Source organism: Xanthomonas sp. NCPPB 1068, assembly GCF_041479385.2.
Classification (GTDB): Bacteria; Pseudomonadota; Gammaproteobacteria; order Xanthomonadales; family Xanthomonadaceae; genus Xanthomonas; species Xanthomonas cannabis.
The window spans coordinates 1,532,217-1,558,338 of the sequence record NZ_CM192986.1; the positions used below are offsets into that span (position 1 = coordinate 1,532,217).

General features: G+C 65.3%; 21 protein-coding genes. 18 read left to right on the forward strand and 3 right to left on the reverse strand.

The window, feature by feature from the left end; genetic code table 11:
• The first annotated feature begins 10 nt into the window (after window positions 1–10).
• From ACCQ12_RS06570 to ACCQ12_RS06595, 6 genes are all read left to right on the forward strand, one after another.
• Window positions 11–1,192 carry an acyl-CoA dehydrogenase family protein gene (locus ACCQ12_RS06570; protein WP_047694301.1) on the forward strand — a complete coding sequence of 394 codons (1,182 nt, stop codon included), beginning with the start codon at window positions 11–13 and terminating at the stop codon, window positions 1,190–1,192.
• Window positions 1,189–1,986 (forward strand): enoyl-CoA hydratase, encoded by a 798-nt coding sequence (locus ACCQ12_RS06575; RefSeq protein ID WP_372383213.1) that lies wholly within the window; start codon window positions 1,189–1,191, stop codon window positions 1,984–1,986. Before ACCQ12_RS06570 ends, ACCQ12_RS06575 begins: the two co-directional genes overlap by 4 nt.
• Window positions 1,986–3,164, forward strand: a complete 1,179-nt coding sequence (locus ACCQ12_RS06580; RefSeq protein ID WP_372383568.1) for an enoyl-CoA hydratase/isomerase family protein — start codon at window positions 1,986–1,988, stop codon at window positions 3,162–3,164. Before ACCQ12_RS06575 ends, ACCQ12_RS06580 begins: the two co-directional genes overlap by 1 nt.
• Before the next feature lie 133 nt (window positions 3,165–3,297).
• The gene (mmsB, locus tag ACCQ12_RS06585) at window positions 3,298–4,185 is read left to right on the forward strand and encodes a 3-hydroxyisobutyrate dehydrogenase (protein ID WP_372383214.1); all 888 of its coding nucleotides are present in this window, start codon (window positions 3,298–3,300) and stop codon (window positions 4,183–4,185) included.
• 136 nt (window positions 4,186–4,321) lie between these two features.
• Window positions 4,322–5,314 (forward strand): cation diffusion facilitator family transporter, encoded by a 993-nt coding sequence (locus ACCQ12_RS06590; protein ID WP_372383215.1) that lies wholly within the window; start codon window positions 4,322–4,324, stop codon window positions 5,312–5,314.
• 228 nt (window positions 5,315–5,542) lie between these two features.
• Window positions 5,543–6,826: an aspartyl/asparaginyl beta-hydroxylase domain-containing protein gene (locus ACCQ12_RS06595; RefSeq protein ID WP_104581035.1), complete on the forward strand. Its 1,284-nt coding sequence runs from the start codon at window positions 5,543–5,545 to the stop codon at window positions 6,824–6,826.
• Between the two features lie 23 nt (window positions 6,827–6,849).
• Here ACCQ12_RS06595 and ACCQ12_RS06600 read toward each other — a convergent pair whose 3' ends face one another.
• On the reverse strand, window positions 6,850–8,352 hold the full coding sequence (locus tag ACCQ12_RS06600; protein WP_372383569.1) for a tetratricopeptide repeat-containing sulfotransferase family protein: 1,503 nt from the start codon (window positions 8,350–8,352) through the stop codon (window positions 6,850–6,852).
• 122 nt (window positions 8,353–8,474) lie between these two features.
• On the opposite strand from ACCQ12_RS06600, the gene ACCQ12_RS06605 reads away from it, so the two are divergent.
• From ACCQ12_RS06605 to ACCQ12_RS06615, 3 genes are all read left to right on the forward strand, one after another.
• On the forward strand, window positions 8,475–8,960 hold the full coding sequence (locus ACCQ12_RS06605) for a hypothetical protein (protein ID WP_372383216.1): 486 nt from the start codon (window positions 8,475–8,477) through the stop codon (window positions 8,958–8,960).
• A 38-nt stretch (window positions 8,961–8,998) separates the two neighbouring features.
• Complete coding sequence (locus tag ACCQ12_RS06610; protein ID WP_372383217.1) at window positions 8,999–10,579, forward strand: tetratricopeptide repeat-containing sulfotransferase family protein; 1,581 nt, start codon at window positions 8,999–9,001, stop codon at window positions 10,577–10,579.
• Between the two features lie 297 nt (window positions 10,580–10,876).
• Window positions 10,877–13,729: a TonB-dependent receptor gene (locus tag ACCQ12_RS06615; protein ID WP_372383218.1), complete on the forward strand. Its 2,853-nt coding sequence runs from the start codon at window positions 10,877–10,879 to the stop codon at window positions 13,727–13,729.
• A gap of 128 nt (window positions 13,730–13,857) precedes the next feature.
• Here ACCQ12_RS06615 and ACCQ12_RS06620 read toward each other — a convergent pair whose 3' ends face one another.
• Window positions 13,858–15,939, reverse strand: a complete 2,082-nt coding sequence (locus tag ACCQ12_RS06620) for a 3-hydroxyacyl-CoA dehydrogenase NAD-binding domain-containing protein (RefSeq protein ID WP_372383219.1) — start codon at window positions 15,937–15,939, stop codon at window positions 13,858–13,860.
• 235 nt (window positions 15,940–16,174) lie between these two features.
• On the opposite strand from ACCQ12_RS06620, the gene rpoE reads away from it, so the two are divergent.
• The 9 genes from rpoE to recO all read left to right on the forward strand — a co-directional run bounded on the left by rpoE (window position 16,175) and on the right by recO (window position 25,167).
• Complete coding sequence (rpoE, locus tag ACCQ12_RS06625; RefSeq protein ID WP_039406677.1) at window positions 16,175–16,795, forward strand: RNA polymerase sigma factor RpoE; 621 nt, start codon at window positions 16,175–16,177, stop codon at window positions 16,793–16,795.
• On the forward strand, window positions 16,792–17,658 hold the full coding sequence (locus tag ACCQ12_RS06630) for a sigma-E factor negative regulatory protein (protein WP_372383220.1): 867 nt from the start codon (window positions 16,792–16,794) through the stop codon (window positions 17,656–17,658). The genes rpoE and ACCQ12_RS06630 overlap by 4 nt, the downstream gene beginning before the upstream one ends.
• A gap of 109 nt (window positions 17,659–17,767) precedes the next feature.
• Window positions 17,768–19,354, forward strand: coding sequence for a DegQ family serine endoprotease (locus tag ACCQ12_RS06635; RefSeq protein ID WP_372383221.1), 1,587 nt, complete (start codon window positions 17,768–17,770; stop codon window positions 19,352–19,354).
• Between the two features lie 191 nt (window positions 19,355–19,545).
• The gene (gene lepA / locus ACCQ12_RS06640; protein ID WP_047694313.1) at window positions 19,546–21,336 is read left to right on the forward strand and encodes a translation elongation factor 4; all 1,791 of its coding nucleotides are present in this window, start codon (window positions 19,546–19,548) and stop codon (window positions 21,334–21,336) included.
• A gap of 104 nt (window positions 21,337–21,440) precedes the next feature.
• Window positions 21,441–22,241: a signal peptidase I gene (gene lepB / locus ACCQ12_RS06645; RefSeq protein WP_039406666.1), complete on the forward strand. Its 801-nt coding sequence runs from the start codon at window positions 21,441–21,443 to the stop codon at window positions 22,239–22,241.
• Complete coding sequence (locus tag ACCQ12_RS06650; RefSeq protein WP_081419377.1) at window positions 22,242–22,649, forward strand: DUF4845 domain-containing protein; 408 nt, start codon at window positions 22,242–22,244, stop codon at window positions 22,647–22,649.
• A complete protein-coding gene (gene rnc, locus ACCQ12_RS06655; protein ID WP_372383570.1) occupies window positions 22,639–23,319 on the forward strand; it encodes a ribonuclease III in 681 nt (226 codons plus the stop codon). Before ACCQ12_RS06650 ends, rnc begins: the two co-directional genes overlap by 11 nt.
• Window positions 23,316–24,212, forward strand: a complete 897-nt coding sequence (gene era, locus ACCQ12_RS06660; protein ID WP_047694318.1) for a GTPase Era — start codon at window positions 23,316–23,318, stop codon at window positions 24,210–24,212. The genes rnc and era overlap by 4 nt, the downstream gene beginning before the upstream one ends.
• A 232-nt stretch (window positions 24,213–24,444) precedes the next feature.
• Window positions 24,445–25,167, forward strand: a complete 723-nt coding sequence (recO, locus tag ACCQ12_RS06665; protein WP_372383222.1) for a DNA repair protein RecO — start codon at window positions 24,445–24,447, stop codon at window positions 25,165–25,167.
• Between the two features lie 136 nt (window positions 25,168–25,303).
• On the opposite strand, the gene ACCQ12_RS06670 is transcribed toward recO, so the two are convergent.
• A complete protein-coding gene (locus tag ACCQ12_RS06670) occupies window positions 25,304–26,026 on the reverse strand; it encodes a response regulator (protein WP_039406654.1) in 723 nt (240 codons plus the stop codon).
• Window positions 26,027–26,122: the final 96 nt, after the last annotated feature.

Sequence of the window (26,122 nt, forward strand, 5' to 3'; positions counted from 1 at the left end):
CCCGATCGCCATGAATGCAGCCATCCAGCTACACCCCAACGCGGCCGATCTGAACGACGAGCAGGAAGCCTTCCGCGCCGCCGCGCGCGACTTCGCCGACAAGGAACTCGCCCCGCATGCCGCGCAATGGGATGCGGAAGGCCACTTCCCGCGCGAGGCGATCGCCAAGGCCGCCGAACTCGGCTTTTGCGGCCTCTATACCGACGAAGGCGTGGGCGGCCTGGGCATGCGCCGGCTCGATGCGGCAGTGGTGTTCGAGGAACTGGCCACGGTCGATCCATCCACGTCGGCCTTCATCAGCATCCACAACATGGCCACCTGGCTGATTGCCAGCTACGGCACCGACGTGGTGCGCGCGCAGTGGGGCGAGGCGATGACCAGCGGCGCCAGGCTGGGCTCGTACTGCCTGACCGAACCGGGCAGCGGTTCGGACGCAGCGTCGCTCAAGACCCGTGCGCAGCGCGACGGCGACAGTTACGTGCTCAACGGCAGCAAAGCCTTCATTTCCGGCGCGGGCGCCACCGATGTCCTGGTGGTGATGGCGCGCACCGGCGACGACGGTGCACGTGGCATCAGTGCGTTCGTGGTGCCGGCCGACGCGCCTGGCATCAGCTACGGCCGCAAGGAAGAAAAGATGGGCTGGAACAGCCAGCCCACGCGCGGCATCACCTTCACCGACGTGCGCGTCCCCGCCAGCCATCTGCTGGGCAAGGAAGGCGAGGGCTTCAAGATGGCGATGAAGGCCCTGGACGGTGGCCGCATCAATATCGCCGCCTGCTCGCTGGGGGCCGCGCAGGGCGCGTTGGACGCCGCGCGTCGCTACATGGGCGAGCGCCGCCAGTTCGGCAAGAAACTGGCCGATTTCCAGGCCCTGCAGTTCAAGCTGGCCGACATGGCCACGCAACTGGTGGCCGCGCGGCAGATGGTGCACACCGCCGCACGCAAGCTCGACGCCGGCAGCCACGATGCCACGGTGTGGTGCGCGATGGCCAAGCGCTTCGCCACCGATGCCGGCTTTGCCATCTGCGACGAGGCCCTGCAGATCCATGGTGGCTACGGCTATATCCGCGAGTATCCGATCGAGCGCCTGCTACGCGACAGCCGCGTGCATCGCATCCTGGAAGGCACCAACGAGGTGATGCGCATGATCGTGGCACGCCATCTGCTCAACGGCGAGGAGGAACTGCGATGAGCGACTGGGAAGCACACGCCCATACCGGCTTGCAGGTGCAGCGCGACGGCCATGTGGCCATCGTCACGCTCAGCAATCCACCGGCCAATACCTGGACCGTGCACAGCCTGGCGGCCTTGCGCGACCTGGTGCGCGCACTGGATGCCGACCGCAGCGTGTATGCGCTGGTCATCACCGGCGAAGGCGACAAGTTCTTCAGCGCCGGTGCCGACCTCAAGCAATTTGCCGATGGCGACAAGGCCAACGCGCGTGAAGCTGCGCGCCGCTTCGGCGAAGCCTTCGAAGCCTTGAGCGCCTTCCGCGGCGTCTCGATCGCCGCCATCAACGGCTATGCCATGGGCGGCGGACTGGAGTGCGCCTTGGCATGCGATCTGCGCATCGCCGAGCAACACGCACAGCTCGCCTTGCCCGAAGCCAGCGTCGGCCTGCTGCCATGCGCAGGTGGCACCCAGAACCTGCCGCGTCTGGTGGGCGAGGGCTGGGCCAAGCGCATGATCCTGCTCGGCGAACGCATCGATGCCCCCACCGCGCACCGGATTGGATTGGTGGAGGAAGTGGTAGGGAAGGGTGAATCACGCGCGCTGGCCCTCGCCTGGGCGCAGCGTGCCGGCAAGCAAAGCCCGGCCAGTGTGGCGGCCTGCAAGCGGCTGGTGCAGTCCACCCGCCACGGTACGCATGCTGCCGCACTGGTTGCGGAGCGCGAAGCCTTCGTCGACCTGTTCGAGCACGCCGATCAAGCCGAAGGTGTTGCAGCATTCCTGGAAAAACGCGCACCGCAATGGAGCGCGCGGTGATGGTGGAGACCAGCACGGCTGACCAGGCACCGGTCCTGTTCGAGCAACGCGAGTGCACCGACGGGCATTGCATCGGCATTGCGACCTTGAACGCACCCAGGACGCTCAATGGCCTGTCGTTGCAGATGGTGCGTTTGCTCGACACCCAATTGCATGCGTGGGCCGATGACGCCCGGATTGCCTGCGTCGTGTTGCGCGGCGCGGGCGAGAAGGCGCTGTGCGCCGGCGGCGATCTGCATGGCCTGTACCAGAGCATGCGCGCGCATCGCGACGCGGTACCCGACGCTGCGCTGCGACAGGCAAGGCCGCAGGACAATGCGCACGCCGCGGCATTCTTCGAAGAAGAATATCGGCTGGACTATCGCATCCACACCTATCCCAAGCCGTTGCTATGCTGGGGCCACGGCATCGTGATGGGCGGCGGCATCGGCCTGATGTCCGGCGCCAGCCATCGCGTGGTCACCGAGCGTTCGCGCCTGGCCATGCCCGAAATCAGTGTGGGTCTATTTCCCGATGTCGGCGGCAGCTGGTTGCTGCGCCGCGTGCCGCAGGGCGCCGGGCTGTTTCTGGCGCTCACCGGCGCGCCGCTCGACGCGAGTGACGCCATCTACGCCGGCCTGGCCGATGTACGCCTGGAGCACGCGCAGTATGCGGCGGTGCTGGATGCCTTGAGCGCACATGCATGGACAGGCCATGCCGACGACGATCGCCTGCAACTCAGTGCGTTTCTGCAGGGCATTGCGCAACCGATGGAGCCCGGTCCGCTGCAGCTTCATGCGCAGCTGATTGCAGACCTGGTGGCTGGCGAATCGCTGGAGCAGGTGGTTGCTGCCATCGTGGCCCTGCAAAGCGAAGATGCCTGGTTGCAGGCCGCGCGCAGCACCCTGGCGGCCGGTGCGCCAGGTTCGGCGCGGCTGGCGTGGGAGCTGCATCGTCATCCGGACACCGCAACACTGGCCGACACGTTTCGCATCGAGTACGTGGTCGCGCTGCATGCCGCCGCGCACGGCGATTTTGCCGAAGGCATCCGCGCGCTGCTGATCGACAAGGACCGCCAGCCCCACTGGCAGCCGGCCACCTTGGGCGAGGCAGACGCCCAGTGGGCTGCCGGTTTTTTCACCGCCCCCTGGTCGGCGGCGCAGCATCCGCTGGCAGATCTGCGTGCACGCCAGGCTTAGCCACCGCGTGTGCTGCAGGCCTGCTACCGCGCGTGCGGCAGTCATCGCCTGCATTGCTCCGGCGCCGCGCGCCATCGCCCTGCCTGCGCGCAAGCCCCCTGTTTGATAGTTGCTCCCTCCTGGAGATCGCACAATGAGCAAGATCGCCTTTATCGGCCTGGGCAACATGGGCGGCCCGATGGCCGCCAACCTGATCAAGGCCGGGCACCAGTTGCGGGTATTCGATCTGGTGCAAGGCGCACTGGACGCCGCATTCGCCGCCGGGGCCCATGTCGCCGCCTCGGCGCATGACACCCTGGCAGAGGCCGAGATCGTCATCTCCATGCTGCCCGCCAGCCGGCATGTTGAAGGGCTGTATCTGGGCGAGGGCGGCATCCTGGCGCAGATTCCGGCCGGAGCGCTGGTCATCGACTGCAGCACCATCGCACCGGTGTCCGCACGCAAGCTGGCCGACGCTGCGCGCGCGCGCGGGCTGGCGATGCTGGATGCGCCGGTCTCCGGTGGCACCGCCGGCGCCAGCGCCGGAACGCTGACCTTCATCGTTGGTGGCGATGCCGACGTCCTGGAACGCGCGCGTCCGGTGTTGCAGGCCATGGGCAAGAACATCTTCCACGTGGGCGACAACGGCGCCGGCCAGGTGGCCAAGCTCTGCAACAACATGGCCTTGGGCGTGATCATGGCGGCGACCGGCGAGGCGCTGGCGCTCGGCGTCGCACAGGGCCTGGACCCGGCAGTGCTGTCGCAGATGATGGCGGTCAGTACCGGCCGCAGCTGGGCCACCGAAGTCTGCAATCCGTGGCCGGGCGTGCTGCCCAACGCACCGGCCTCGCGCGGCTATAGCGGCGGCTTCGGCAACGACCTCATGCTCAAGGATCTGGGCCTGGTGGCCGAATCTGCAGTGCAGGCTGGCGTGTCGATTCCGCTGGGTGAGCTGGCGCGCAACCTGTATGCCATGAACAGCCAGGCCGGCAACGGCGCGCTGGATTTTTCCAGCGTGGTCAAGCTGGTGGCCAAGGTGTAGACCGGTGCAACCTCGCAACGCGTGATGCGGGGCGGCTGCATATCGGCAGGTGATGTCATCGCATCACCTGCGGGTGTAATAGTCTCCGCCAGCGCGCGCGCCTAAGGTGCGCGCATTGCATACGGCTAGCGCACCCATGGGACACGACCACAACCACGCCCCCACCGAGATTCGTCACGAAGCACCGTTGTGGTGGGCGCTCGGCCTGACAGCCACGTTCCTGGTGGCCGAAGTCATTGGCGCGTTCGTGTCCAACAGCCTGGCCTTGCTGTCGGATGCCGCGCACATGGCTACCGACACGCTCGGTCTGATGATCGCGTTGCTGGCGGTGCGCCTGAGCCGCCGCCCGGCGGATGCGCGCCGCACGTACGGCTATGTGCGACTCGAGGCCTTGGGTGCCCTGGTCAACGGCGCGCTGCTGTTTGGCGTGGGCGGCTACATCCTGTGGGAGGCCGCGCAACGCTTCCGCGCGCCGCAGGACATTTCCTCCAACGGCATGCTGCTGATCGCCGGGCTGGGCCTGGTGATCAACCTGATCGCGATGAAGTTGCTGCACGCCGGCAGCGGTGAAAGCCTCAACGTCAAGGGCGCCTATCTGGAGGTCTGGAGCGACATGCTCGGCTCGGTGGCGGTGATCATCGGCGCGCTGCTCATCCGCTGGACCGGCTGGCACTGGATCGACCCGGTGCTGGCCGTACTGATCGGCCTGTGGGTGCTACCACGCACCTGGGTGCTGCTGCGCGAAGCGATCAACGTCCTGCTCGAAGGCGTGCCCAAGGGCATCGACCTGGCCCAGGTCCGCGATGCCCTGACCAGCTATCCCGGCGTCGACGACGTGCACGACCTGCACGTCTGGGCGCTGGCCTCCAGCACGCCGGCACTCACCGCACACGTGGTGGTGGGCGAGTCCACCGACCGCGACCGCCTGCGCGACGCACTGGGCACGCTGCTGCACGACCGCTTCGACATCGCCCACGTCACCTTGCAGGTGGAAAGCGGCGACTGTGGCACCGACCCCTGCGGCTCCCCGGCCAGCGCCCCGCAGCACGGGCATGCTGCGCATGCAGGGCATGACGTTGGACACCAGCATGGGCACTCGCATGGGCATGGTGGTCATCACCAGCACTGAACGGCAGGCGCTCCGCGCCAGAGTCCGCAAGTCGCTGACGTCGCACCGCCTTGTCGGTGCCATTGGGCACGAGCTGCCCCCCAACCGGTTCGTGCACGAACACTGCCGGCGCACCATCGCACGGTACGCCATGCAGGCAGCGGCGGCAGGTTGGCGGACCACCGGCTGTCGGGTTGCAGCCCAAATCGTATGATCGGAGCTGGATGAGTCCGACAGGCGGCGGGTGACATGGCAGTGAATGTCGAGCAAATCAATGTGCAGATTGCCGATCTGATGCGGGAGGCGGGCGCCGCAGCATCAGCGGGCGACTGGCCGCAAGCCGAGCGGCTATGGGGACGGGTGCGGCAGCTGGCGCCCGATCATCCGCAGGCCTTGTATAGCCTGGGCGTGCATGCCTATCAGCGGGGCGACGCCCCGGCCGCGCTCGACTATCTGGTAGCTGCGCAGGCAAGCGCCCCGTCCGATCCGATGATCGTCTTGACCACCGCCGTGGTGAAGCAGGCGCTGGGAGACATTGACGGCGAGTGGGAGGCCATCGCCGCTGCCCTGGTATTGGACCCGTACTTTCTACCCGGGCTGCTGGCAAAGGGGGCATTTCTGGAAGCGCGTGGCCGCTCCCGTGCGGCGGCCGGTGTCTATCGGGATGCCTTGACCGTCGCGCCGCCGCAACCGCAATGGCCGGCGGTTTTGCGTCGCAAACTGGCACATGCCAGCCAGGTTGTGGAGCAGGACATGTTGGAGCTGGAAGCGCAGTTGCACGCCGCGCTTCAGGCCCCGCGCGCTGCAGTCGATGCCGCACTTCACGGGCGCTGGGATGAAGCCGCGGCTATTGCAAGTGGCCGCTGCCGCCCGTTCCATTCGCAATCCAACCGTCTGCACATTCCGCGTTTGCCTGCATTGCCCTTCCATGACCCGGCAGCGTTTCCGTGGATCGACGCAGTACAGAGGCAGACAAGCGTCATCATCGAGGAGTTGCAGGCAGTGATGGAAGCGGACTCGGACGGATTTGCCCCCTACATCGCTTACGCGCCTGGTCAGCCAGTGAACCAGTGGACGGCGCTCAACCATTCGCCCGCATGGAGCTCGTATCCGCTCTGGCAACACGGCCAGCCCGTCCCGGTGCATTTGCAGCGCTGTCCGGCAACTGCCGCTGCCCTGGCGTCGGTCGATACGGCGCAGATCGATGGTGTCTGTCCCAACGCGATGTTTTCCGTACTGGCGCCGCACACCGTGATTCCTCCGCATTGCGGTGAAACCAACGCGCGTCTGGTGGCGCATTTGCCATTGATCGTGCCGGATGGTTGCAGCTTCAGGGTAGGCCATGACTGGCGCCGCTGGGAGGTCGGACAGGTCCTGGTGTTCGATGACTCGATCGAACATGAGGCACGCAACGACAGTGCGCAGGTGCGCGTGGTCCTGATCTTCGATGTGTGGAATCCATTGCTCAGCAATGAGGAGCGTGCAATGGTCAATGCCATGGAAGCGGCCATTGCACTGCATCGTGCGGGATGAGTACACGCCTGCCGGGCCGGTGATCAGTCTTCGATTGCGACGCCTGCCTGCATGAGCGCACGACGTAGCGGCGCAAGTTGCGCGGCGTAAGCGCGCCAGCGGCCTGACGCGTCCGCATGCAGCGGGCGGCGGACTTGCCAGTAGCTTGCAGTCCTGACCGCGTTCTGCGCCCGGTGAAACTGCAGGCATTCCGGCTCCCATGGCAGTTGCAGGAAGTCGAGCAGTGCGCGCAGGGAGGGCTCTGGCGCCGTGACGAATGCGTCGTAATCGAAGGTGTGGATGCTGTCCGGGTACAGCGCCAGCCAGTGGTGCATGAGTTGCGCATAGGCGCCGTAGAAGTGGCCGATGTCTTCCAGCCTGCCGGCATAGCTGAATTGCCGAGGATTGAGTTGGTGCATGAAGATCGACAGCCCGTTGTCCAGCGGGTGACGTCGTGTGTGCACGATCCTGGCGGAGGGAAAGAGCTGCTTGATCAAGCCGATCAGTTGAAAATTGTCCGGCCGCTTGTCAGTGAGATAGCGCAGCTGCGCGTGCTGCGGAACAGCCTGTGCAAGAAGGTGTTGATAGCGCTCCGCCAGTTGCGCGCTGGTCTGCGCAGACAGATCCTGCGCGGCCTGCGGAAACGGCGACAGCGCCTGAGCCACCAGGCGAGGCAATGCGTCCAGTTCGCCGCCGGCGGCAATGGACGGGTGACGCGACAAGACCTGTTCGAGCAAGGTTGACCCGGAGCGGAACATGCCGCAGATGAAGAGCGCGGACGGGGACTGCTGCGCAGGGAGCGGGGCGGCTTGCCCGGGCGTAGCGACGCAGACGGAAAACACCGCGGATATCTGGCGGAACCGCTGCTGGGTCTGCGCTGGATCGTAGCGCCCTGCGTGCGCATGCCCATGCCGATTGGCTGCAGCCGCACACTCGAATGCGCGCTCGTGCAACCCAAGGCGATCGTATGCCTGGGCAAGCGCATGCAGGAGGGTAGATGCCAGCAGGCTGTCCTGCCCGGGTAGCGCGGCGGCTCGGACAAGGCTGGCCAGGCGCCGGTCCGAGGGATGTGTCGGTGGATCCAAGTGGAGTAAGCGCGCGGTTGCTTGCAGCTGAAGTGGGCGGGTCGACGCATCGGCATGGGCTGTCGCCAGAAGTCGGGAATACACCGCGATCGCCTGGTCGCGTTGTCCCAACTCTTCGTGGAGATTGCCCAGGTTGAGCAGCGCCGGCGGATAGTCGGGATGGCAGCGCAAGGCAAGCTCCAACTCATGCAACGCCAGGCTGTCCAGATGCAGCTGTTCACTCAGCACTGCGGCGCGATTGAGGTGGATCTGCTCGGGAGCCGCGGCGCCACAGGCCAGGGCCTGGCCATAGGCCTCGAGTGCGCCGTTCGCTTCGCCTGTCCGGCGCAGCAGATACCCCAGGTTGTACCAGGCATCGGCACAGCGGGGTTGGATGCTCAGCACGTGGCGGTACGCATCGATGGCCTGCTGCAGGTGCCCCTGCTGCAATAGCTGCGCAGCCTGCCGCAAAGAAATGTCCAATGCACGTTCCCAGGTGGTGGCCAGGCAAGAGAGTCTCCGCAGCTTAGGTTGCCGATGCCAGGTGTTCAATCATCGCCGACAAGGACAGGCCTGCTACGGTCCACCGAACGCAATTGCCTTGTATGCTCAGCCCTCGTCGACAGCAAAGGCGCGCGATGCCTACGTGGAAGTCATGGGGAGTGATGGCGCTGGTATGCGCGCCGGGCGCAATGGCGCAGGAGCCGACGACACACCCGTGTGCGTCGGTGCTCGATCCATTGCCACGCCTGGCCTGCTACGACGCCCGCTTTCCGCCATCGCCCGCGGTGCGTGCTGCCGATGCCAGCAGAGGTCTTCGGGAGTTTGGCCGCGACGCAGCGCGTGCATCGGTGATGCCGGTGGCAGCATCGCCTGCCCAGGTGAGCGCAACCGTAGTCTCGGTCGCGTATCAGGCCGATGGCACGCGCATCGTGGCATTGGACAGCCAACAGCGCTGGGCATTGACCGAGCCCACCAGCCGCGGTCATTTGGCCGATGGCGACAAAGTGGTAATCCGCAAAGCGGCGATGGGGAGCTATATGTTGGTCACTTCAGGCGGTGTCGCACTGCGTGCACGCCGCATCGATTGACCTGGCTGGGACCAGCTGCGTAACCGGGAGAGAGTGGATTGATCGAGGTGGAGCGACAAGCCGTCCTGCGTGACGGATATCAGCTGTTGCGTCAGGGACGCTACCGCGAAGCGGTCGAGTTCGCGGAGGGCGCTTGCGCAGGACATCCGGAAGATGCGCATCTGCTTGAGCTGGCCAGCGAGGCGTGGTTGGCGAACGGCGACCCGGACACGGCCGCCAAACGTATCGCGCGTGCCGCAGCAGTGGCCGTATCGCCGGTTCCGCTTCTCATCAAGCAGGGCACGCTGTTGGTGCAACTTCGTCGCCGGCGTGAGGCCAGGCACGTCGCGCAGCAGGCGCAGGCGCTGTCAACGGCGGACGGGGCGGCACTCTGGCAGATCGGTACGCTGTATAGCGGGTGCCAGGACGTGGTTGCGGCACGCGACGCCTACCAGCAAGCGCTGGAGCTGCTTGGCGAGCAGCCGCGGCTGATGTACGACCTTGCGACGATGCAATTTTTCAGCGGTGCCTTCGATGCGGCCGACATGGTGCTCGAGCGGCTACTGCAACTGGTCCCCAATGCCGGCGATGCGCTGTACCTGCGCGCGTGCTTGCGACGACAGAACGCACAGTACAACCACCTGGACGATCTGCGTCACAGGCTGGCAGCAGTTTCTTTCGATCCTCCGGCCAGGGCGGCAGGCCTCTTTGCACTGTCCAAGGAACTGGAAGACCTGGGCCAGCATGAGGCATCGTTCCAGACATTGACCACCGCAGCGACAAGCAAGCGTGCGACCCTGCATTACGACGTAGCAGCCGAATGCGCGCGTATCGCGCAAGTGCGCGACGCCTATTCCCATAGCGCAATCCAGGCCCTGAACCCTGGGCAGGGCGGTGAGGGCGTCATCTTCATTGTCGGCTTGCCGCGATCGGGAACCACCCTGCTCGAGCGATTGCTCGTGCAACGCGGTGATGCCCGCTCGGCCGGGGAACTGATGGACTTGGGTGCGCTATTGGGGAATGCGACGTCGCGCGTGCTGGCGCGTAATCCGGACCTGACGCCCGCCCAGGCATCGTTGCAGATTGATTTTGCCGCGCTCGGCGGCGACTACCTGCGCGGCGCTCGTGAGGTTGTCCATGGGCACCCGGTACTGATCGACAAGATGCCGATCAACTATCTGTACTGCGGAATGATCGCAAAGGCACTTCCGCAGGCGCGCATCATGCATCTGGTCCGCGACCCGCTCGATACCTGTTACGCCATGTACAAAACCCTGTTCTATAACGCGTATCCGTTCTCTTACGCGCTCGACGAACTGGCAGAGTACTACCTGGCGTACCGGCAGACCATGCGTCACTGGCATGCGGTGTTACCCAAAACGATTCTGGATGTGCATTACGAAGACCTTGTCCGTGATACGGACGAACAGACGGCCCGGGTATTGCGGTGGTGCGGGCTTACGCCGCGTGCGACCCCACCCGAGTTGGCGGACGTGGCCTTTGTAACCGCCAGTGCGGCGCAGGTGCGCGGAGAGGTCCATCAGCGATCGGTGCATGGCTCACGTCGCCACCTTGCTGGGCTTGAGATGCTCGTCGATCGGCTCCGGGCAGCAGGCGTCGAGGTGCCCGGTGTCATGTAACGACGCCGGATGTTCGCGAGCATGGACGTCTGCTGAGCGGCAGCGTTTTGTGATGAATGCACCGCTTTGGGGCTTGGTTGCACCGTTTCAGAGCATTGCTGAACAGGGGTTTAATTCTCTCTGACATCGTCTTAACATCGGGTTGGCAGCGTTATTGAGGGCGCTCGTTCGTCCTCCCGCTAGTCAATGTGGCAGCGCCGTTGCTGCGCTCGCCTGCGTCGTCGCAGTGGCCCGCACATGCCGTTACGTCAGGCATGTCTTGCACTGCGCATTCCGTTCGTACTGTCGGAGAGAGAGATGAGATTGAAGACCACCAAGTTGCGCGATGCCATCAGGGCATCGCTCACGGTTGGCGCTGCCGCACTGGCGTTTACAGGCACGGTGATGGCCCAGGAGCAGCCATCGTTGGATGCCAAGAGCCTGGATACGGTCAATGTCACCGGCACGCGTATCAAGAGCCAGACGATGACTGCCTCCAGCCCGGTGGCGGAAATAAACAAGGAAGAATTCCAGTACACCGGCTCGACCAAGGTCGAAGATCTGATCAACCAGTACCCGCAGCTCGCTGCAAGCTTCGACAACTTTGCCAACAATGGCTCGCAGGGATACGCCACAGTCGACCTGCGTGGATTGGGTGCGCAGCGCACCCTGACCTTGGTCAACGGCAGGCGTATTCCCAAGGGCATCGGCGAGAGTCCGGATATCAGCATCATTCCCGCAGCGCTGGTGCGCCGCGTGGATATCCTCACCGGCGGTGCTTCTGCAGTGTATGGATCGGACGCAGTGGCCGGCGTGGTGAACTTTGTGCTGGACGACGAGTTCGACGGCGTCAGTGTCGAGATGGGCTACAACGCTTATCAGCACGACAACGGCAACAAGCTGATGCGCGGCCTGATGGATGATGCCGGCTACGATTATCCGACCGGCAATTCCGGCTTCGATGGCATTTCGCGCAACGTGGATCTGGCAATCGGCGGTAGCTTCGGCGAATCCGGCCATGCTACCGCATGGGCCACCTGGCGCGAAAACGATCCACTGCTGCAAGGGCAGCGCGACTATTCGGCCTGCGCGTTGAGCAATCGCGGCACCGCGTGTGGTGGCTCGGCCACAGCCGATCCGGCCAATTTCTATGTCGTTGCGCCGTCCGCTGGCGCGTTCTATGTGCAGCCATCCGCAGGCGGCACCTGGTCGCAGGTGGCCTCTCCCAATCTCTACAACTTTGCACCGTTGAATTATTACCAGCGGCCGGATACGCGTTACACGGCAGGCAGCAGCATCAAGTACGAAGTCAACGATCACTTCAAGCCCTACCTCGAAACGCTCTTCGTCAACCGCAAGAGCTCCACCCAGATCGCGCCATCGGGCGCCTTCTTCACCGATGTCAACGTCAACTGCGCCACCTCGGTGATCGGCAGCCTATGCAACGATGTGGGCATTACCGACGACGAGTTCACCGTCTACGTCGCCAAGCGCAACGTGGAAGGTGGTCCGCGTATCACTGAGTCGGACACCAATAGCTTCAGCATCACCGCCGGTGCGCAGGGCGATATCAACGACAACTGGTCCTATGACGCGTCCTTTACCTACAACCGCAGCACCACCAAGTCAGAGAACATCAACGACTTCGTGACAACCCGGGTGCGCGATGCATTGCTCGGCTGCCAACCGGGTTCGTTTGACGGCTGCGTCCCGTACAGCGTCTGGAACGACAGCGTGACTGCCGCAGAGGCACAGGCGCTGCAAGGCGTAGGCATCGTCAACTACGAAACCTCGATGCGAGTCTTCAATGCCTACGTCACCGGCAATTTCGGCTACAGCTTGCCGTGGGCCGGCGATAACCCCATCAGTGTTGTCGGCGGCGTGGAAACCCGTACCGAAACCTTCAAGCGGGTAGCAGACAGCAACATGCAGACCGGTAACTTCACCGGCCTGGGTGGCCCGACCTCCAACGTCTCGGGCGACATCGGTGTCAAGGAGCTGTTCCTGGAAGGTGCGGTGCCGCTGCTGGCCGATGCCGGTAGCCTGGACCACCTTGATATGCAGCTCGGTTATCGCTACTCGGACTATGACATTTCCGGCGGAGTAAGCACCTACAAGGCTGGTCTGGGCGCGACGTTTGTGGATGGCAAGTATCATCTGCGTGCCGGTTGGAACCGTGCGATCCGCGCTCCAAACGTCACCGAGCTCTATAACGAAAATACGATCGGGCTATGGAGCGGTAGCGACCCGTGTGCCGGCGCCAATCCAACATTCACCCAGGCCCAATGCGCCAATACCGGCGTGACCGCGGCGCAGTACGGTCGCGTGGCAGCTAACCCGGCAGGCCAGTACAACGAAATTGGAGGCGGCAATACATCGCTGCAGCCGGAGACGGCCAATACCTGGACAGTCGGTTTTGCTGCAAGCCCCATCAAGGGGCTGGACCTGAGCGTGGACTACTACGACATCAAGATCGACGATGCCATCCGTGCCATTGGCTCTTCCAATATCCTCACCGCATGCGGCGTGACCGGCAACGCAGACCTTTGTAGCCGCATCCGCCGCAATGCAACCACAGGCGACCTGTTCCGTGGCAGCGATGCAGACATCTCCGGTTTGATCTTCAATTCCCAGGACAATTTCGGTTCATTGCACTTCCAGGGTATCGATCTGACGGCGTCCTATGCGTGGAGTGTCGGCCCGGGGCGCCTGACTGCCAGCATGATGGGCAGCTACGCGCTCAAGCAAGAGTACGAGCCGGTTCCGGGGGTGCAGGAAGTGACCTACGACTGCGCCGGCGTGGTCAACGTGGCTTGCAACAGTGCCGAATGGCGGCATGTGCTGAGCACGCGCTACAGCTTCGACCGCTATACGGTCGGCCTGCGGTGGCGCTATATCGGCCAGCTGGATTACCAGAATACCGACGGCACCCGCGGTACCACGGACGTGCGCCTGGTCAACCAGGACAACAAGGTGTCGGCCTACAACTATTTCGACCTCTCCGGCTCGGTGCAGTTGGGCGATTACGTGACATGGACCCTGGGCATCAACAACATCGCCGACAAGGAACCGCCGCTGGTGGGCGGTAGCTTGACCTTCAACGGCAACTCGCTCGGTGGTTACGACCAGGCTGGCCGTTACTTCTTTACCAGCGTTGGCCTGCGGTTCTAAGAACGCGCACTGTGTTGGACACGACAACGGCGAGCCTCGGCTCGCCGTTGTCTTTTGCTGTCGGCAATCTGCGCGATCGATGCCTGGCGGCGCCTCGCGTCACTCAGCCCATTGGCAACACCTACACCTCAAGCCGCCGGCTCACGCAACACCGGCGAGTCCCAGCCCGGGCGCGGTGCGAAGCGTTCGCCGTAGCGCGTATGCAGTGCCTGCAGGCGTTCCAGCAGGGCGTCGGCGCCGACACTGCGGATGTGCTGGATCGGGCCGCCACGGAAGGGGGCGAAGCCGGTGCCGAAGATGACGCCGGCATCGAGCAGGTCTGCGTCGGCCACCACGCCGTCGTGCAGGCACGCCACCGCTTCGTTGAGCAGCGGCAGGATCAGCCGGTCTTCCAGGTCGGCCGGCACCGCATAGCCGCTGGCCACCTCGGGTTTGACCGCGCGCCCGTTTTCCCACTTGTACAGGCCCTGGCCGTCCTTCTTGCCGCGCTTGCCTGGCTCTACGGTCGCCAGTGCGGCCGGGATCGGCAGGTGCAGGAACGGCGCCAGCTCCGCGCCGACGCCGGCAGCCACATCCAGACCCACGGTGTCGATCAGTTCGATCGGCCCCATCGGCATGCCGAACTTGACCGCGGTCTTGTCCAGCACCGGGCCGGGAATGCCTTCGGCATAGGCGGTGGCCGCTTCAAGCAGGTAGGGGAATAGCACGCGGTTGACCAGGAACCCCGGCGTGCCGGCCACCGGTACCGGAAACTTGTCCAGCGCCTTGCAGAACGCCGCCAGGCGCGCCACGTTGGCTGGGTCCAGACTATCGTGCTGCACGATTTCCACCAGCGGCATCATGGCCACCGGGTTGAAGTAGTGCAGGCCGGCGAACTGCGCCGGGCGCTGGATATGACCACGCAACTCGGTGAGCGGAATCGACGAAGTATTGGTGGTCAGCAATGCATCGGGCTTGAGCTGTGGCTCGATCGATTGATACAGCTCGCGCTTGGCTTGCGGGTTCTCGATGATCGCCTCGATCACCAGATCGGCTTGCGCCACGCCTGTGCCGGACAGGTCGCCGCGCAGGCGCGCCGCCACCGCCGGTCGCTTGCTTTCGTCCTTGACGCGCTTGGCGAACAGTTCGCCGCCACGGCCCAGTGCCGTATCGATGAAGCGCTGTTCGCGGTCCTGCAGCGTGACCTCGAAGCCCTTGTAAGCCGCCCACGCGGCGATGTCGCCGCCCATCACGCCGGCGCCGATCACATGCACATGGCGAATCGGCGGCAGCGCGGCGGCGCCCGCCTCCTTGCTACCGAGCGCCTTCAGGCGTTCGGTGAGGAAGAAGATGCGGATCAGGTTGCGCGCGGCCGGGGTGCTGGCGAGCTTGACCACTGCCTTGCGTTCGGCCGCAAGGCGCGCCTGGATACCGCTGCCACCGGCCCGTTCCCAGACATTGATCAAGGCGTATGGCGCCGGGTAATGCTCCTTGCGCGCCTTGCGTGCGACCTGCTTGCGCATCTGCGGCGCCAGCAGCTTGCGGGCGAGCAAGGTATTGGTGGCCCACGCGGTGGCGCGCTGTTTGAGCGGCCGCGTGGTGCCGGTAAGTGCCAGCGCAGCGGCCACATCGACCAGCACGGCAGGCGCCGCGACCTTGTCCACCAGGCCCATCGCACGCGCGGCCTTGGCCGAGACGGTGCGCCCGGTCAGCATCAGGTCCATCGCTGCCGGTGCGCCGATCAGGCGCGGCAAGCGGGCGCTGCCGCCCCAGCCGGGAAAGATGCCGAGCTTGGTTTCCGGCAGGCCGATGCGCGTGCTGCCGTCATCGGAGGCCACGCGGTAGCGACACGCCAACGCAATCTCGGTACCGCCGCCCATGCAGAAGCCCTGGATCGCCGCCACCGTGGGGCAGGGCAGCTCGGCCAGTTTCTGGAAGACCTGCTGGCCGCGATGGATCGCATCGTTGACCGTGCCCTTGCGATCGAATTCCTGGAATTCCTTCAGGTCGGCGCCGGCGATGAAGCCGTTGGCCTTGCCTGAACGCAACACCACGCCCTTGGGTGGCTCCAGCGCCAGCCGCTCGACCAGTGCGCCCAGTTCGAGCAGCACCTCCTGCGAAAATGCGTTGACCGGTGCGCCCTGGCGATCAAGGCTGAGCACGACCACGCCGTCCTCGCGCAGGTCGGCCTGCCAATGGCTGAATCGGAGCCCGTCGAAACCTGGAAGCATGCGTCTGGCCGTCCGGCAATAGAAGGAAAGGCCGTTATCATCCAGAGGTTGTTTCCTTCACGTCAAATACCCATCCCTGTCGACAGGACGGCATGCGCCTGGTTCCGGGCATCGCCAGCGGCGCATCGGTGCCGCTACCCTGATGCGTGACGGTCGTACGGATCGGTATGAACTTTTCCTTTCAATGGCGGTCTCATTGCCCGACTTCGGTGGGCTGACAGGAGTGCGGCCCGACATGGCCGAAGTCGATACACCTCAGGAGCTGGACCTGGAACTGGTCCGGCGTGTGCAGCGCGGCGAAAGCGCGGCGTTCGATGTACTGGTGCGCAAATACCAGCATCGGATCGTCGCGTTGATCGGGCGCTACATCGCCGACTGGAGCGAATGCCAGGACGTGGCCCAGGACACCTTTGTGCGCGCTTACCGCGCGATCAACAGTTTCCGCGGCGACTCCCAGTTCTATACATGGCTGCACCGCATTGCCGTCAACACCGCCAAGAACCATCTGGTGGCACACAACCGCCGGCCGCCTACCGACGACATCGAGATCAGCGATGCCGAGCAGTTCGACGGGGCGACCCGGTTGCGCGACACCGACACCCCGGAGCGCGAATTGATGCGACAGGAGCTGGAACAAACGGTGATGCGTGCGGTCCAAGCGTTACCGGAAGAACTGCGGTCGGCCATCACCCTGCGCGAGGTGGAAGGGCTGAGTTACGAGGAAATCGCGCGAAAGATGGATTGCCCGATCGGAACGGTGCGCTCGCGCATCTTCCGGGCGCGTGAGGCCATCGACATCGAGCTGCGGCCTCTGCTGGAGACCGAAAGCGCTACCCGTGAGCGACACCGTGTATGAGCCATAACCCCGCCATGTCCACCACCGACAAGTTCGAACTTCACTATCGCCAGCAGCTGTCTGCACTGGTCGACGGAGAATTGAGCGCAGACGAGTCGCGCTTCCTGTTGCGCCGTCTGGCCCACGACGAAGAGCTGGCCGGCTGCCACGAGCGCTGGCAACTGTGCGGCGACGTGCTGCGCGGTGCGGCCAGCGCGCCGGCACCGCTGGATTTTGCGGCGCGTGTGCGCACAGCCATCGCCGACGAACCCGCTTCCCGGCCGCAGCAGGCTGCCCGCCCGGCGGCGCGCTGGCGCTGGGGTGGTGGTGCGGCGATTGCGGCATCGGTTGCGGCCATCGCCCTGTTCATGGCGCGCGAGCGCCTGCCGGAGACGGCGCCGCCGGCATCCCGTGTGCCGGTATACGCCACCACCGCGCAGCTGCCCGCCGCCGCCACGCCCCCGGCCTTGCCAAAGGCGCCGGCAACCCCGGACCCGGCTGGCCCGGGCGACGGCGGCGCGCTGGTTGCGGCGGTGCCGGCGGCGGCGTTGGCGTCGACCCGGCGCGGCGCTGCCACCCGCAATCAGCAGGTCGCCCGTAGTGCGGCTGCGCGCCAGCAGCAGGCGCCGACCCGCATGGTGGCAGCGGCCCCGGCGGTCGCGGCCCCGGCGGCGTCATCCAATCCGTTTACGCATCCGGACACCACGCTGCAGGCCCGTCCGTGGCCGCGCGCGGCGCTGTCCGGCGCCGGCGACAGCCCCCTCAACGCCAGTTTCAGCCAGAGCCGCCAGGTCCCGGCGTTCTACCCGTTCGAACCTGCGCCGCAGGCGACGGGTCACCCGGCGCCGAACCGGCCCCTGCCGGCACCGCTCCCGCAAGACTGATCCGGCGGCCGCTCTTCATCCTGTCGGCTCGCGTCCTTCCGTTATCTTGCCGGGCCCGCGTCATCACGCGGGTTCCGGCCCCTGTCGCCCTGCCATCGGAGGCAACTCGATGAACCACCGCATCCGCACCCAGATGTTCGGCCTGATCGCCATGACCTTGCCGCTGGCCGCCTGTGCCCAGCAGACGGCGTCCGCGCCGGCCGCCAAGGCCAGTGCGCCGATCGCCGCCAACCGCAGCACCACGCCGGCGCCGCAGCTGGTCGCCGGCCTGCCGGATTTCACCAACTTGGTCGAACAGGTCGGCCCGGGCGTGGTCAATATCGAAACCACCATCACCCGCAAGGACGCGATGGCACGGCAGCAGCGCAGCGGCCCGGGCGGTCGCGGCGGCGGCGCGATGCCCGACGATGAGATGCCGGAGTTCTTCAAGCGTTTCTTCGGCCCGGATTTCCAGATGCCCGGTGGGCCGCGCCAGGGGCCGGGGCAGGGTGGTGGCGACGACGATGGCGGTATCGCCGGCAAGTCGATGGGCTCGGGCTTCATCATTTCTGCCGACGGCTATGTACTGACCAATCACCACGTGGTCGATGGCGCCAGCGAGGTCACCGTCAAGCTGACCGACCGCCGCGAGTTCAAGGCCAAGGTGGTCGGCAGCGACGAGCAGTTCGACGTGGCGCTGCTCAAGATCGAGGCCAAGGGCCTGCCGACGGTGCGCCTGGGCGATTCCAACACGCTCAAGCCGGGTCAGTGGGTGGTGGCGATCGGCTCGCCATTCGGCCTGGACCACTCGGTCACCGCCGGCATCGTCAGCGCCACCGGGCGCAGCAACCCGTACGCCGATCAGCGCTATGTGCCCTTCATCCAGACCGACGTGGCGATCAACCAGGGCAACTCCGGCGGCCCGTTGCTCAACACCCGCGGCGAGGTGGTCGGCATCAACTCGCAGATCTTCTCGGCCTCGGGCGGCTACATGGGGATCAGCTTCGCGATCCCGATCGACCTGGCCTTCAGTGCGGCCGAGCAGATCAAGGCCACCGGCCGCGTGAGCCGCGGCATGCTGGGCGTGGCGGTCGGCCCGATCGATTCGCTCAAGGCGCAGGGACTTGGGTTGCCGGATACGCGCGGCGCGCTGGTCAACGACATTCCGGCAGGGAGCCCGGCCGCGAAGGCCGGGATCGAGGTGGGCGATGTGATCCGCTCGGTCAATGGCAAGCCGATCGAGGTCGCCAGCGATCTGCCGCCGATGATCGGCCTGATGGCGCCGGGTACCAAGGTGGCGCTCGATGTGCTGCGCGACGGCAAGCCGCGCCAGGTCACCGTCACCCTGGCCCCGTTGCAGGATGGCAGCGACAGCGCCGCACCGCGCTCCGCCGCCGAGGACGCCAAGCCGGAGGCCCCGGCCAGCGTGGCCTTGCTGGGCCTGCAGGTGGCTGATCTCACCGGCGCCGAACGCAGCCGCCTGGGGCTGGACGCCGGGGAGGGCGTGCGGATTGCGGCAGTCACCGGTGCCGCAGCGCGCAGCACCCAGCCGCCGCTGTCGCCGGGCCTGGTCATCGCGCGTGTCGGCCGCACCAAGGTCGGCAGCGTCGCCGAGCTCAATCGCGCCCTGTCCAGTTACAAGAAGGGCGACGTGGTCATGCTGCTGGTCACCGACGGCAAGGCGACGAGCTACGTAGCCTTGAAGGCCGGCGGCTAACAGAGGCCGGGATTGGTGATTTGGGATTCGGGATTGGCAGCAGCAGGTCCGCACGACACGGCCCGCCCTGCTTTTGCGATTCCCGAATCCCGATTCCCCAATCCCCGGCCCCAAAGGGGCCGAGCATGCGATAATGCTGCGTTACCCTGACGACGGCTGCGCCGGCGCCCACCTCAATGTCCTCTGATTCAATGCGGAATATCCGCAACTTCTCCATCATTGCCCACGTCGACCACGGTAAATCCACCCTGGCCGACCGGATCATCCAGCTGTGCGGCGGCCTGCAGGCGCGCGAGATGGAGGCCCAGGTGCTCGACTCCAACCCGATCGAGCGCGAACGCGGCATCACCATCAAGGCGCAGTCGGTGTCGTTGCCGTACACGGCAAAGGACGGGCAGACCTACCACCTGAACTTCATCGACACCCCCGGGCATGTGGACTTCTCCTATGAAGTCAGCCGCTCGCTGGCCGCGTGCGAGGGCGCGCTGCTGGTGGTGGATGCCGCGCAGGGCGTGGAAGCGCAATCGGTGGCCAACTGCTATACCGCGGTGGAGCAGGGGCTGGAAGTGGTGCCGGTGCTCAACAAGATCGACCTGCCTACCGCCGATGTCGACCGCGCCAAGGCCGAGATCGAAGCGGTGATCGGCATCGACGCCGAAGACGCCGTGGCGGTCAGCGCCAAGACCGGCCTGAACATCGATCTGGTGTTGGAAGCGATCGTGCATCGCATCCCGCCGCCCAAGCCGCGCGATACCGACAAGCTGCAGGCGCTGATCATCGATTCCTGGTTCGACAACTACCTGGGCGTGGTCTCGCTGGTGCGCGTGATGCAGGGCGAGATCAAGCCGGGCAGCAAGATCCTGGTGATGTCCACCGGGCGCACGCATCTGGTCGACAAGGTCGGCGTGTTCACGCCCAAGCGCAAGGAACTGGCCGCACTGGGCGCCGGTGAAGTGGGCTGGATCAATGCCTCGATCAAGGACGTGCACGGCGCGCCGGTCGGCGACACTCTGACCCTGGCGGCCGACCCGGCACCGCATGCGCTGCCCGGTTTCCAGGAAATGCAGCCGCGTGTGTTCGCCGGCCTGTTCCCGGTCGACGCCGAGGACTACCCAGACCTGCGCGAAGCGCTGGACAAGCTGCGCCTGAACGATGCGGCGCTGCGCTTCGAGCCGGAAAGCTCCGAGGCGATGGGCTTCGGCTTCCGCTGCGGCTTCCTGGGCATGCTGCACATGGAAATCGTGCAGGAACGCCTGGAGCGCGAGTACAACCTGGACCTGATCAGCACCGCGCCAACCGTGGTGTATGAAGTGCTCAAGACCGATGGCTCGATCATCAACATGGACAACCCGGCCAAGCTGCCGCAGTTGAACCTGGTGGAGGAAATCCGCGAGCCGATCATCCGCGCCAACGTGCTCACTCCCGAAGAGTACATCGGCAACATCATCAAGCTGTGCGAAGAAAAGCGCGGCACCCAGATCGGTATCAATTACCTGGGCAGCCAGGTGCAGATCAGCTACGAGCTGCCTATGGCCGAGGTGGTGCTGGATTTCTTCGACAAGCTCAAGTCGGTCAGCCGTGGATACGCGTCGCTGGATTACCACTTCGTGCGGTTCGATGCCGGCCCGTTCGTGCGCGTGGACGTGCTGATCAACGGCGACAAGGTCGATGCGTTGTCACTGATCGTGCACCGCAGCCATGCCGACCGGCGCGGCCGCGAGCTGTGCGAAAAGATGAAGGATCTGATTCCGCGGCAGATGTTCGACGTCGCCATCCAGGCTGCCGTCGGCTCGCAGATCATCTCGCGCTCCACCGTCAAGGCGATGCGCAAGAACGTGTTGGCCAAGTGCTATGGTGGCGACGTTTCGCGCAAGAAAAAGCTGCTGGAAAAGCAGAAAGAAGGCAAGAAGCGCATGAAGCAGGTCGGCCGCGTGGAGATTCCGCAGGAGGCCTTCCTGGCTGTCTTGCAGATGGACAAGTAGCTGGGAATGGTGAATCGGGAATCGGGAATCGTAAGAGCGCGAGTGCTCCTGCTGTTCCGATTCCCCATTCTCGATTCTCGATTCCCTTTCCGAAAGGAACACCAATGAAATGGTTTGAAATCATCCTGGTTGTGCTGACGCTGGGCTCCGGCTTCATCTGGCTGCTGGACAAGCTGTTCCTGGCCAAGCGCCGCGCGGCACGCGCCGGGCTGCTGGACAGCGAGCCGGCGATCATCGATTACTCGCGCGCCTTCTTCCCGGTGCTGGCGGTGGTGTTGATCCTGCGCAGCTTCGTGGCCGAGCCGTACAAGATTCCGTCCAGCTCGATGATGCCCAACCTGCTGATCGGCGATTTCATCCTGGTCAACAAGTTTGCCTACGGCTTCCGTCTGCCGATCACCAATACCAAGTTCATCCCGACCGGCGAGCCCAAGCGTGGCGACGTGGTGGTGTTCAAGCCGCCGCATGCGCCGGACCAGAACTGGATCAAGCGCGTGGTCGGCCTGCCGGGCGACAAGATCGGCTTCCACGGCGATACGCTGTACATCAACGACAAGCCGATGCGCTATACGGTCAAGGGCGAGTACATCGGCAAGGGCAAGGGCGCCGAGATGACCGGCACCACGCTGCTGGTGGAAGACCTGCCGGGCCGCACGCATACCGTGCTGGAGTGGGTGGACCGCAACATGCCGGCCGGCCAGGGCGACTGGACGGTGCCGGCAGACAGCTATTTCGTGATGGGGGACAATCGCGACAACAGCGAAGACAGCCGGTTCTGGACCCAGACGCATTTCCTGCCGGAAGCCAATCTGCGCGGCAAGGCGTTTTTGATCTGGCTCAATTGCGAAGGGTGGTTCTGCAAGGGGAGTTTCGATCCATCGCGGATCGGGACTGGAATCCAGTAAATGCACGCACGGCGTGCCGGGGGAAGCACAATGAAGCGCAAGCAAAGCGGTATGACGTTGACGTCGTTCGTGGTGGTGCTGGCGGTGGTCGGGTTCGGCCTGTACATCGGGATGAAGCTGTTTCCGATGTACCAGGAGTATTACTCGGTACGCACGGCGATGAAGGGTCTGGCCAAGGAGCCGGGCAGTGCCAACATGGACCCCTCCAAGCTGCAGGATCTGTTCTTTCGTCGCCTGTACATCAACTACTCGGAAAACGTCAAAAAGGAAGACGTCAAGTTCGAGCGTGTGGATGGCGGCTGGCGCATGAAGGTCAATTACGAAGTGCGTCGCGAGCTGATCGGCAATCTGGACATTGTCGGCAAGTTCGATACCTCGCAGGACATGACCGGACGTGGTGGCGAATAGAACCTTCCAGCGCGGCGATCCGATCGGGCACACCTTCGCCGATCCGGGTCTGCTCACCCAGGCGCTGCGCCATCGCAGTGCCGGGACGCCGCACAACGAGCGCCTGGAATTTCTTGGCGACGGCATCGTCAACCTGCTGATCGCCGAGGCGCTGTATCAGCGCTGGCCCAAGGCCGACGAAGGTGCATTGACGCGCGCGCGCGCCGAACTGGTGCGCGAAGGCGCCCTGGCCGTGATCGGGCGCACCCTGAATCTGGGCGAGCGGCTGACGCTTGGACCAGGCGAATTGAAGTCCGGCGGCCATCGCCGCGATTCGATCCTGGCCGACGCGGTCGAAGCGGTCGTGGCGGCCATCTATCTGGACTGTGGGTTCGAGCGTTGCCGCGCGGTGGTGCTGCCCTGGTTCGAATCATCGCTGGCGGCATTGCCGGTGGGCAAGGCAGAAAAAGACCCCAAGACCCGGTTGCAGGAATGGCTGCAGGCGCGCCAGCTGCCGCTGCCTAATTACGCGCTGATCAGCGAAACCGGCGACGAGCATGCCAAGCAGTTCCATGTCGCCTGCATTCTGGAGCAGCCGATTGCCCGTGCCGAAGGCCAGGGCACGTCGCGCCGTCTTGCCGAACAACAGGCGGCGGCTACCGTCATCGCACAACTGGATTCAAACACGTGAGCGAACCCTCTTCCCACCGTAGCGGCAGCGTTGCCGTGATCGGCCGGCCCAATGTCGGCAAATCCACCCTGACCAATGCCCTGGTGGGCGCCAAGGTCAGCATCGTCTCCAACCGCCCGCAAACCACGCGGCACCGCCTGCTCGGGATTGCCACCTTCCCGGAGGGGCAGCTGGTGCTGGTCGACACGCCCGGATTGCACCGTGAGCAGAAGCGCGCGATGAACCGGGTGATGAACCGTGCCGCACGCGGCTCGCTGGAAGGCGTGGATGCCGCGGTGCTGGTGATCGAGGCCGGGCGGTGGGACGAGGAAGACACCCTGGCGTTCCGCGTGCTCAGCGACGCAGACGTGCCGGTCGTGCTGGTGGTCAACAAGGTCGACCGGCTCAAGGACAAGACCGCGCTGTTCCCGTTCCTGGCGCAGGTCAGCGAGGGCCGCACGTTTGCCGCCGTGCACCCGGTTTCTGCGCTCAAGCGCAAGGGCCTGGAAGCGCTGGTGAGCGACCTGCTCAAGCTGGTGCCCGAAGCCGAGGCGATGTTCGGCGAAGACGAAATCACCGACCGCAGCCAGCGCTTCCTGGCCGGCGAACTGGTGCGCGAGCAGCTGATGCGTCAGTTGGGCGAAGAATTGCCGTACGCCACCACCGTGGAAATCGAGCGCTTTGCCGAAGACGGCGCTCTGCTGCGCATCGGTGCGGTGATCTGGGTCGAGCGCGAAGGCCAGAAGGCGATCGTGATCGGCAAGGGCGGTACCCGCCTGAAAGAGATCGGTGGCAAGGCGCGTTTGCAGATGGAGCGCCTGTTCGGTGCCAAGGTGTTCCTGGAAACCTGGGTGCGCGTGCGCGAAGGCTGGTCGGATGACGAGGCGGCGCTGAAGGCGTTCGGCTACGAATGAGGCCGGGAAGGCCGGGACCCGGGACCCGGGACCCGGGATTCGGGAAAGGCTGGGTCATGCAGTTGGTCGGCATACTGCCGGGAAGACGTTTTTTCGCATTTTTCAGATTCGCGTGCTGCGCTGACGGCATTGGCTCGGCCCCCGATCGCCGCGCCGCGTTGCAGGTCGACGGCCGATCCGGCGCTTTTCCCGGGTCCCCGGTCCCGGGTCCCCAGTCCCGGCTTTCCCTCTCATGCTGATCGAACACGAGCACGGCTTCGTCCTGCATGTGCGTGCCTGGCGCGAGACCAGCCTGCTGGTGGAAGTGCTGACCGAGCAGCACGGGCGGGTCGGGTTGCTGGCGCGTGGCGTGCAGGGGCCGCGCAAGCAGGCGCTGCGCGCGGCGCTGCAGCCGCTGCAGCTGATCCAGTTCACCGCCGTGCAGCGCGGCGAACTTGCGCAACTGCGCCAGGCCGAAGCGCTGGACACCGCGCCCCGTTTGGTCGGCGAGGCCATGTTGGCCGGCTTCTATATCAGCGAGCTGCTGCTGAGGCTTGCGCCGCGCAACGATGCGGTCCCCGAGCTCTACGCGTGCTATGCGCAGGCACGCGCGCATCTGGCGGCCGGGCTGCCGCTGGCCTGGGGACTGCGCCGGTTCGAGCGTGATGTGCTGGGCGGGCTGGGGTTTGGCTTCGATCTGCAGCACGACAGCGAGGGGCAACCGATCGACCCGGCGGCGCGCTATCGGCTCGATCCCCAGGAAGGCGCCATGCGGGTGCTGAGCGAGCGCCTGGCACAGGATCGGCGCGAGACCGTGACCGGTGCGGCCTTGCTGGCGCTGGGCGAAGATACCCTGCCGGCGTCCGAGGATATGCCCGGCCTGCGGCGCAGCATGCGCAGCGTGCTGCTGCATCATCTGAACGGACGCGGGCTCAAATCCTGGGAAATGCTCGAGGATCTGGCGCGACGCCGCTGATCGGGGCAGGGTGGGCATCGATGCACGATCTTGCCCGGCAGGCCCCTGCCATCGCGTTGCGTCTCCGATGTCGACCAGGCCAACGTCGCACTCCAGGCCCGCGCGCTGGAGTGCTCGCCACAAACGCAGGCGCAACTCAGTGCAGTAACGCCGCCACCGCCGCGTGGAACTGGGTTTGTGCAGCCCGCGATTGCGGGTCGCCGCGAAGCAGCCGCACCGCTCCGGCAAGCCGGGCGGCCCCGACGAAGCCGCAACTGGCCTGCAGCCGATGCAGGTGATTGCGCAGCGCCTGCTCATCGCTGACGTTCAGCGCCGAGGTCACCGCATCCCGCGTGCCCGGCAGCTCCGCCAGGAACAATTCGCGCAAGGCGTTGAGATGATGCTGCTGCCCGTTGAGGGCGCTCAGTGCCGCGGCCTCGTCCCAGTCGCTGGCCGCGATGTCCACCACGCCGACCGGCGCAACGCTGTAGCGGCCGCGCGCCAGGCCGCGGCGCACCGCCTGCAACAGGCGTTCGGTGCTCAACGGCTTGACCAGCATTTCCAGAAATCCATCGGACTGCAGGCCGCGCTGCATCGCCATGTTGCCGTCGGCGGTGTGCGCCAGCGCGGGGACGTCCGGATGCAGCAGGCGCAGCGCCCGCAGCAGCCCGCTTCCGGTGCCATCGGGAAGATTGACGTCGATCAGCCACAGGTCGTGGCGATGGCCGCGCGCGCGATCCAGCGCCGAGGACAATGAATCGGCGCAATCCACCTGGGCCGGAAGGCCCTCCAGCGCAGCCTGCAGGAAGCCACGGCTGATCGGGTCGTCTTCCACCAACAAGAGTCGTGGATGGGGTTCCTGACGTGTCGCCATATTCATGCTGCCTCCTTGTCAGCGATGCCGCGTCCTGTGCTGCCGCGCGCACATGCAGTTTGCCTGTGTTTGCGGGGCGCCACAATTGCCGCGCCAGGCGGC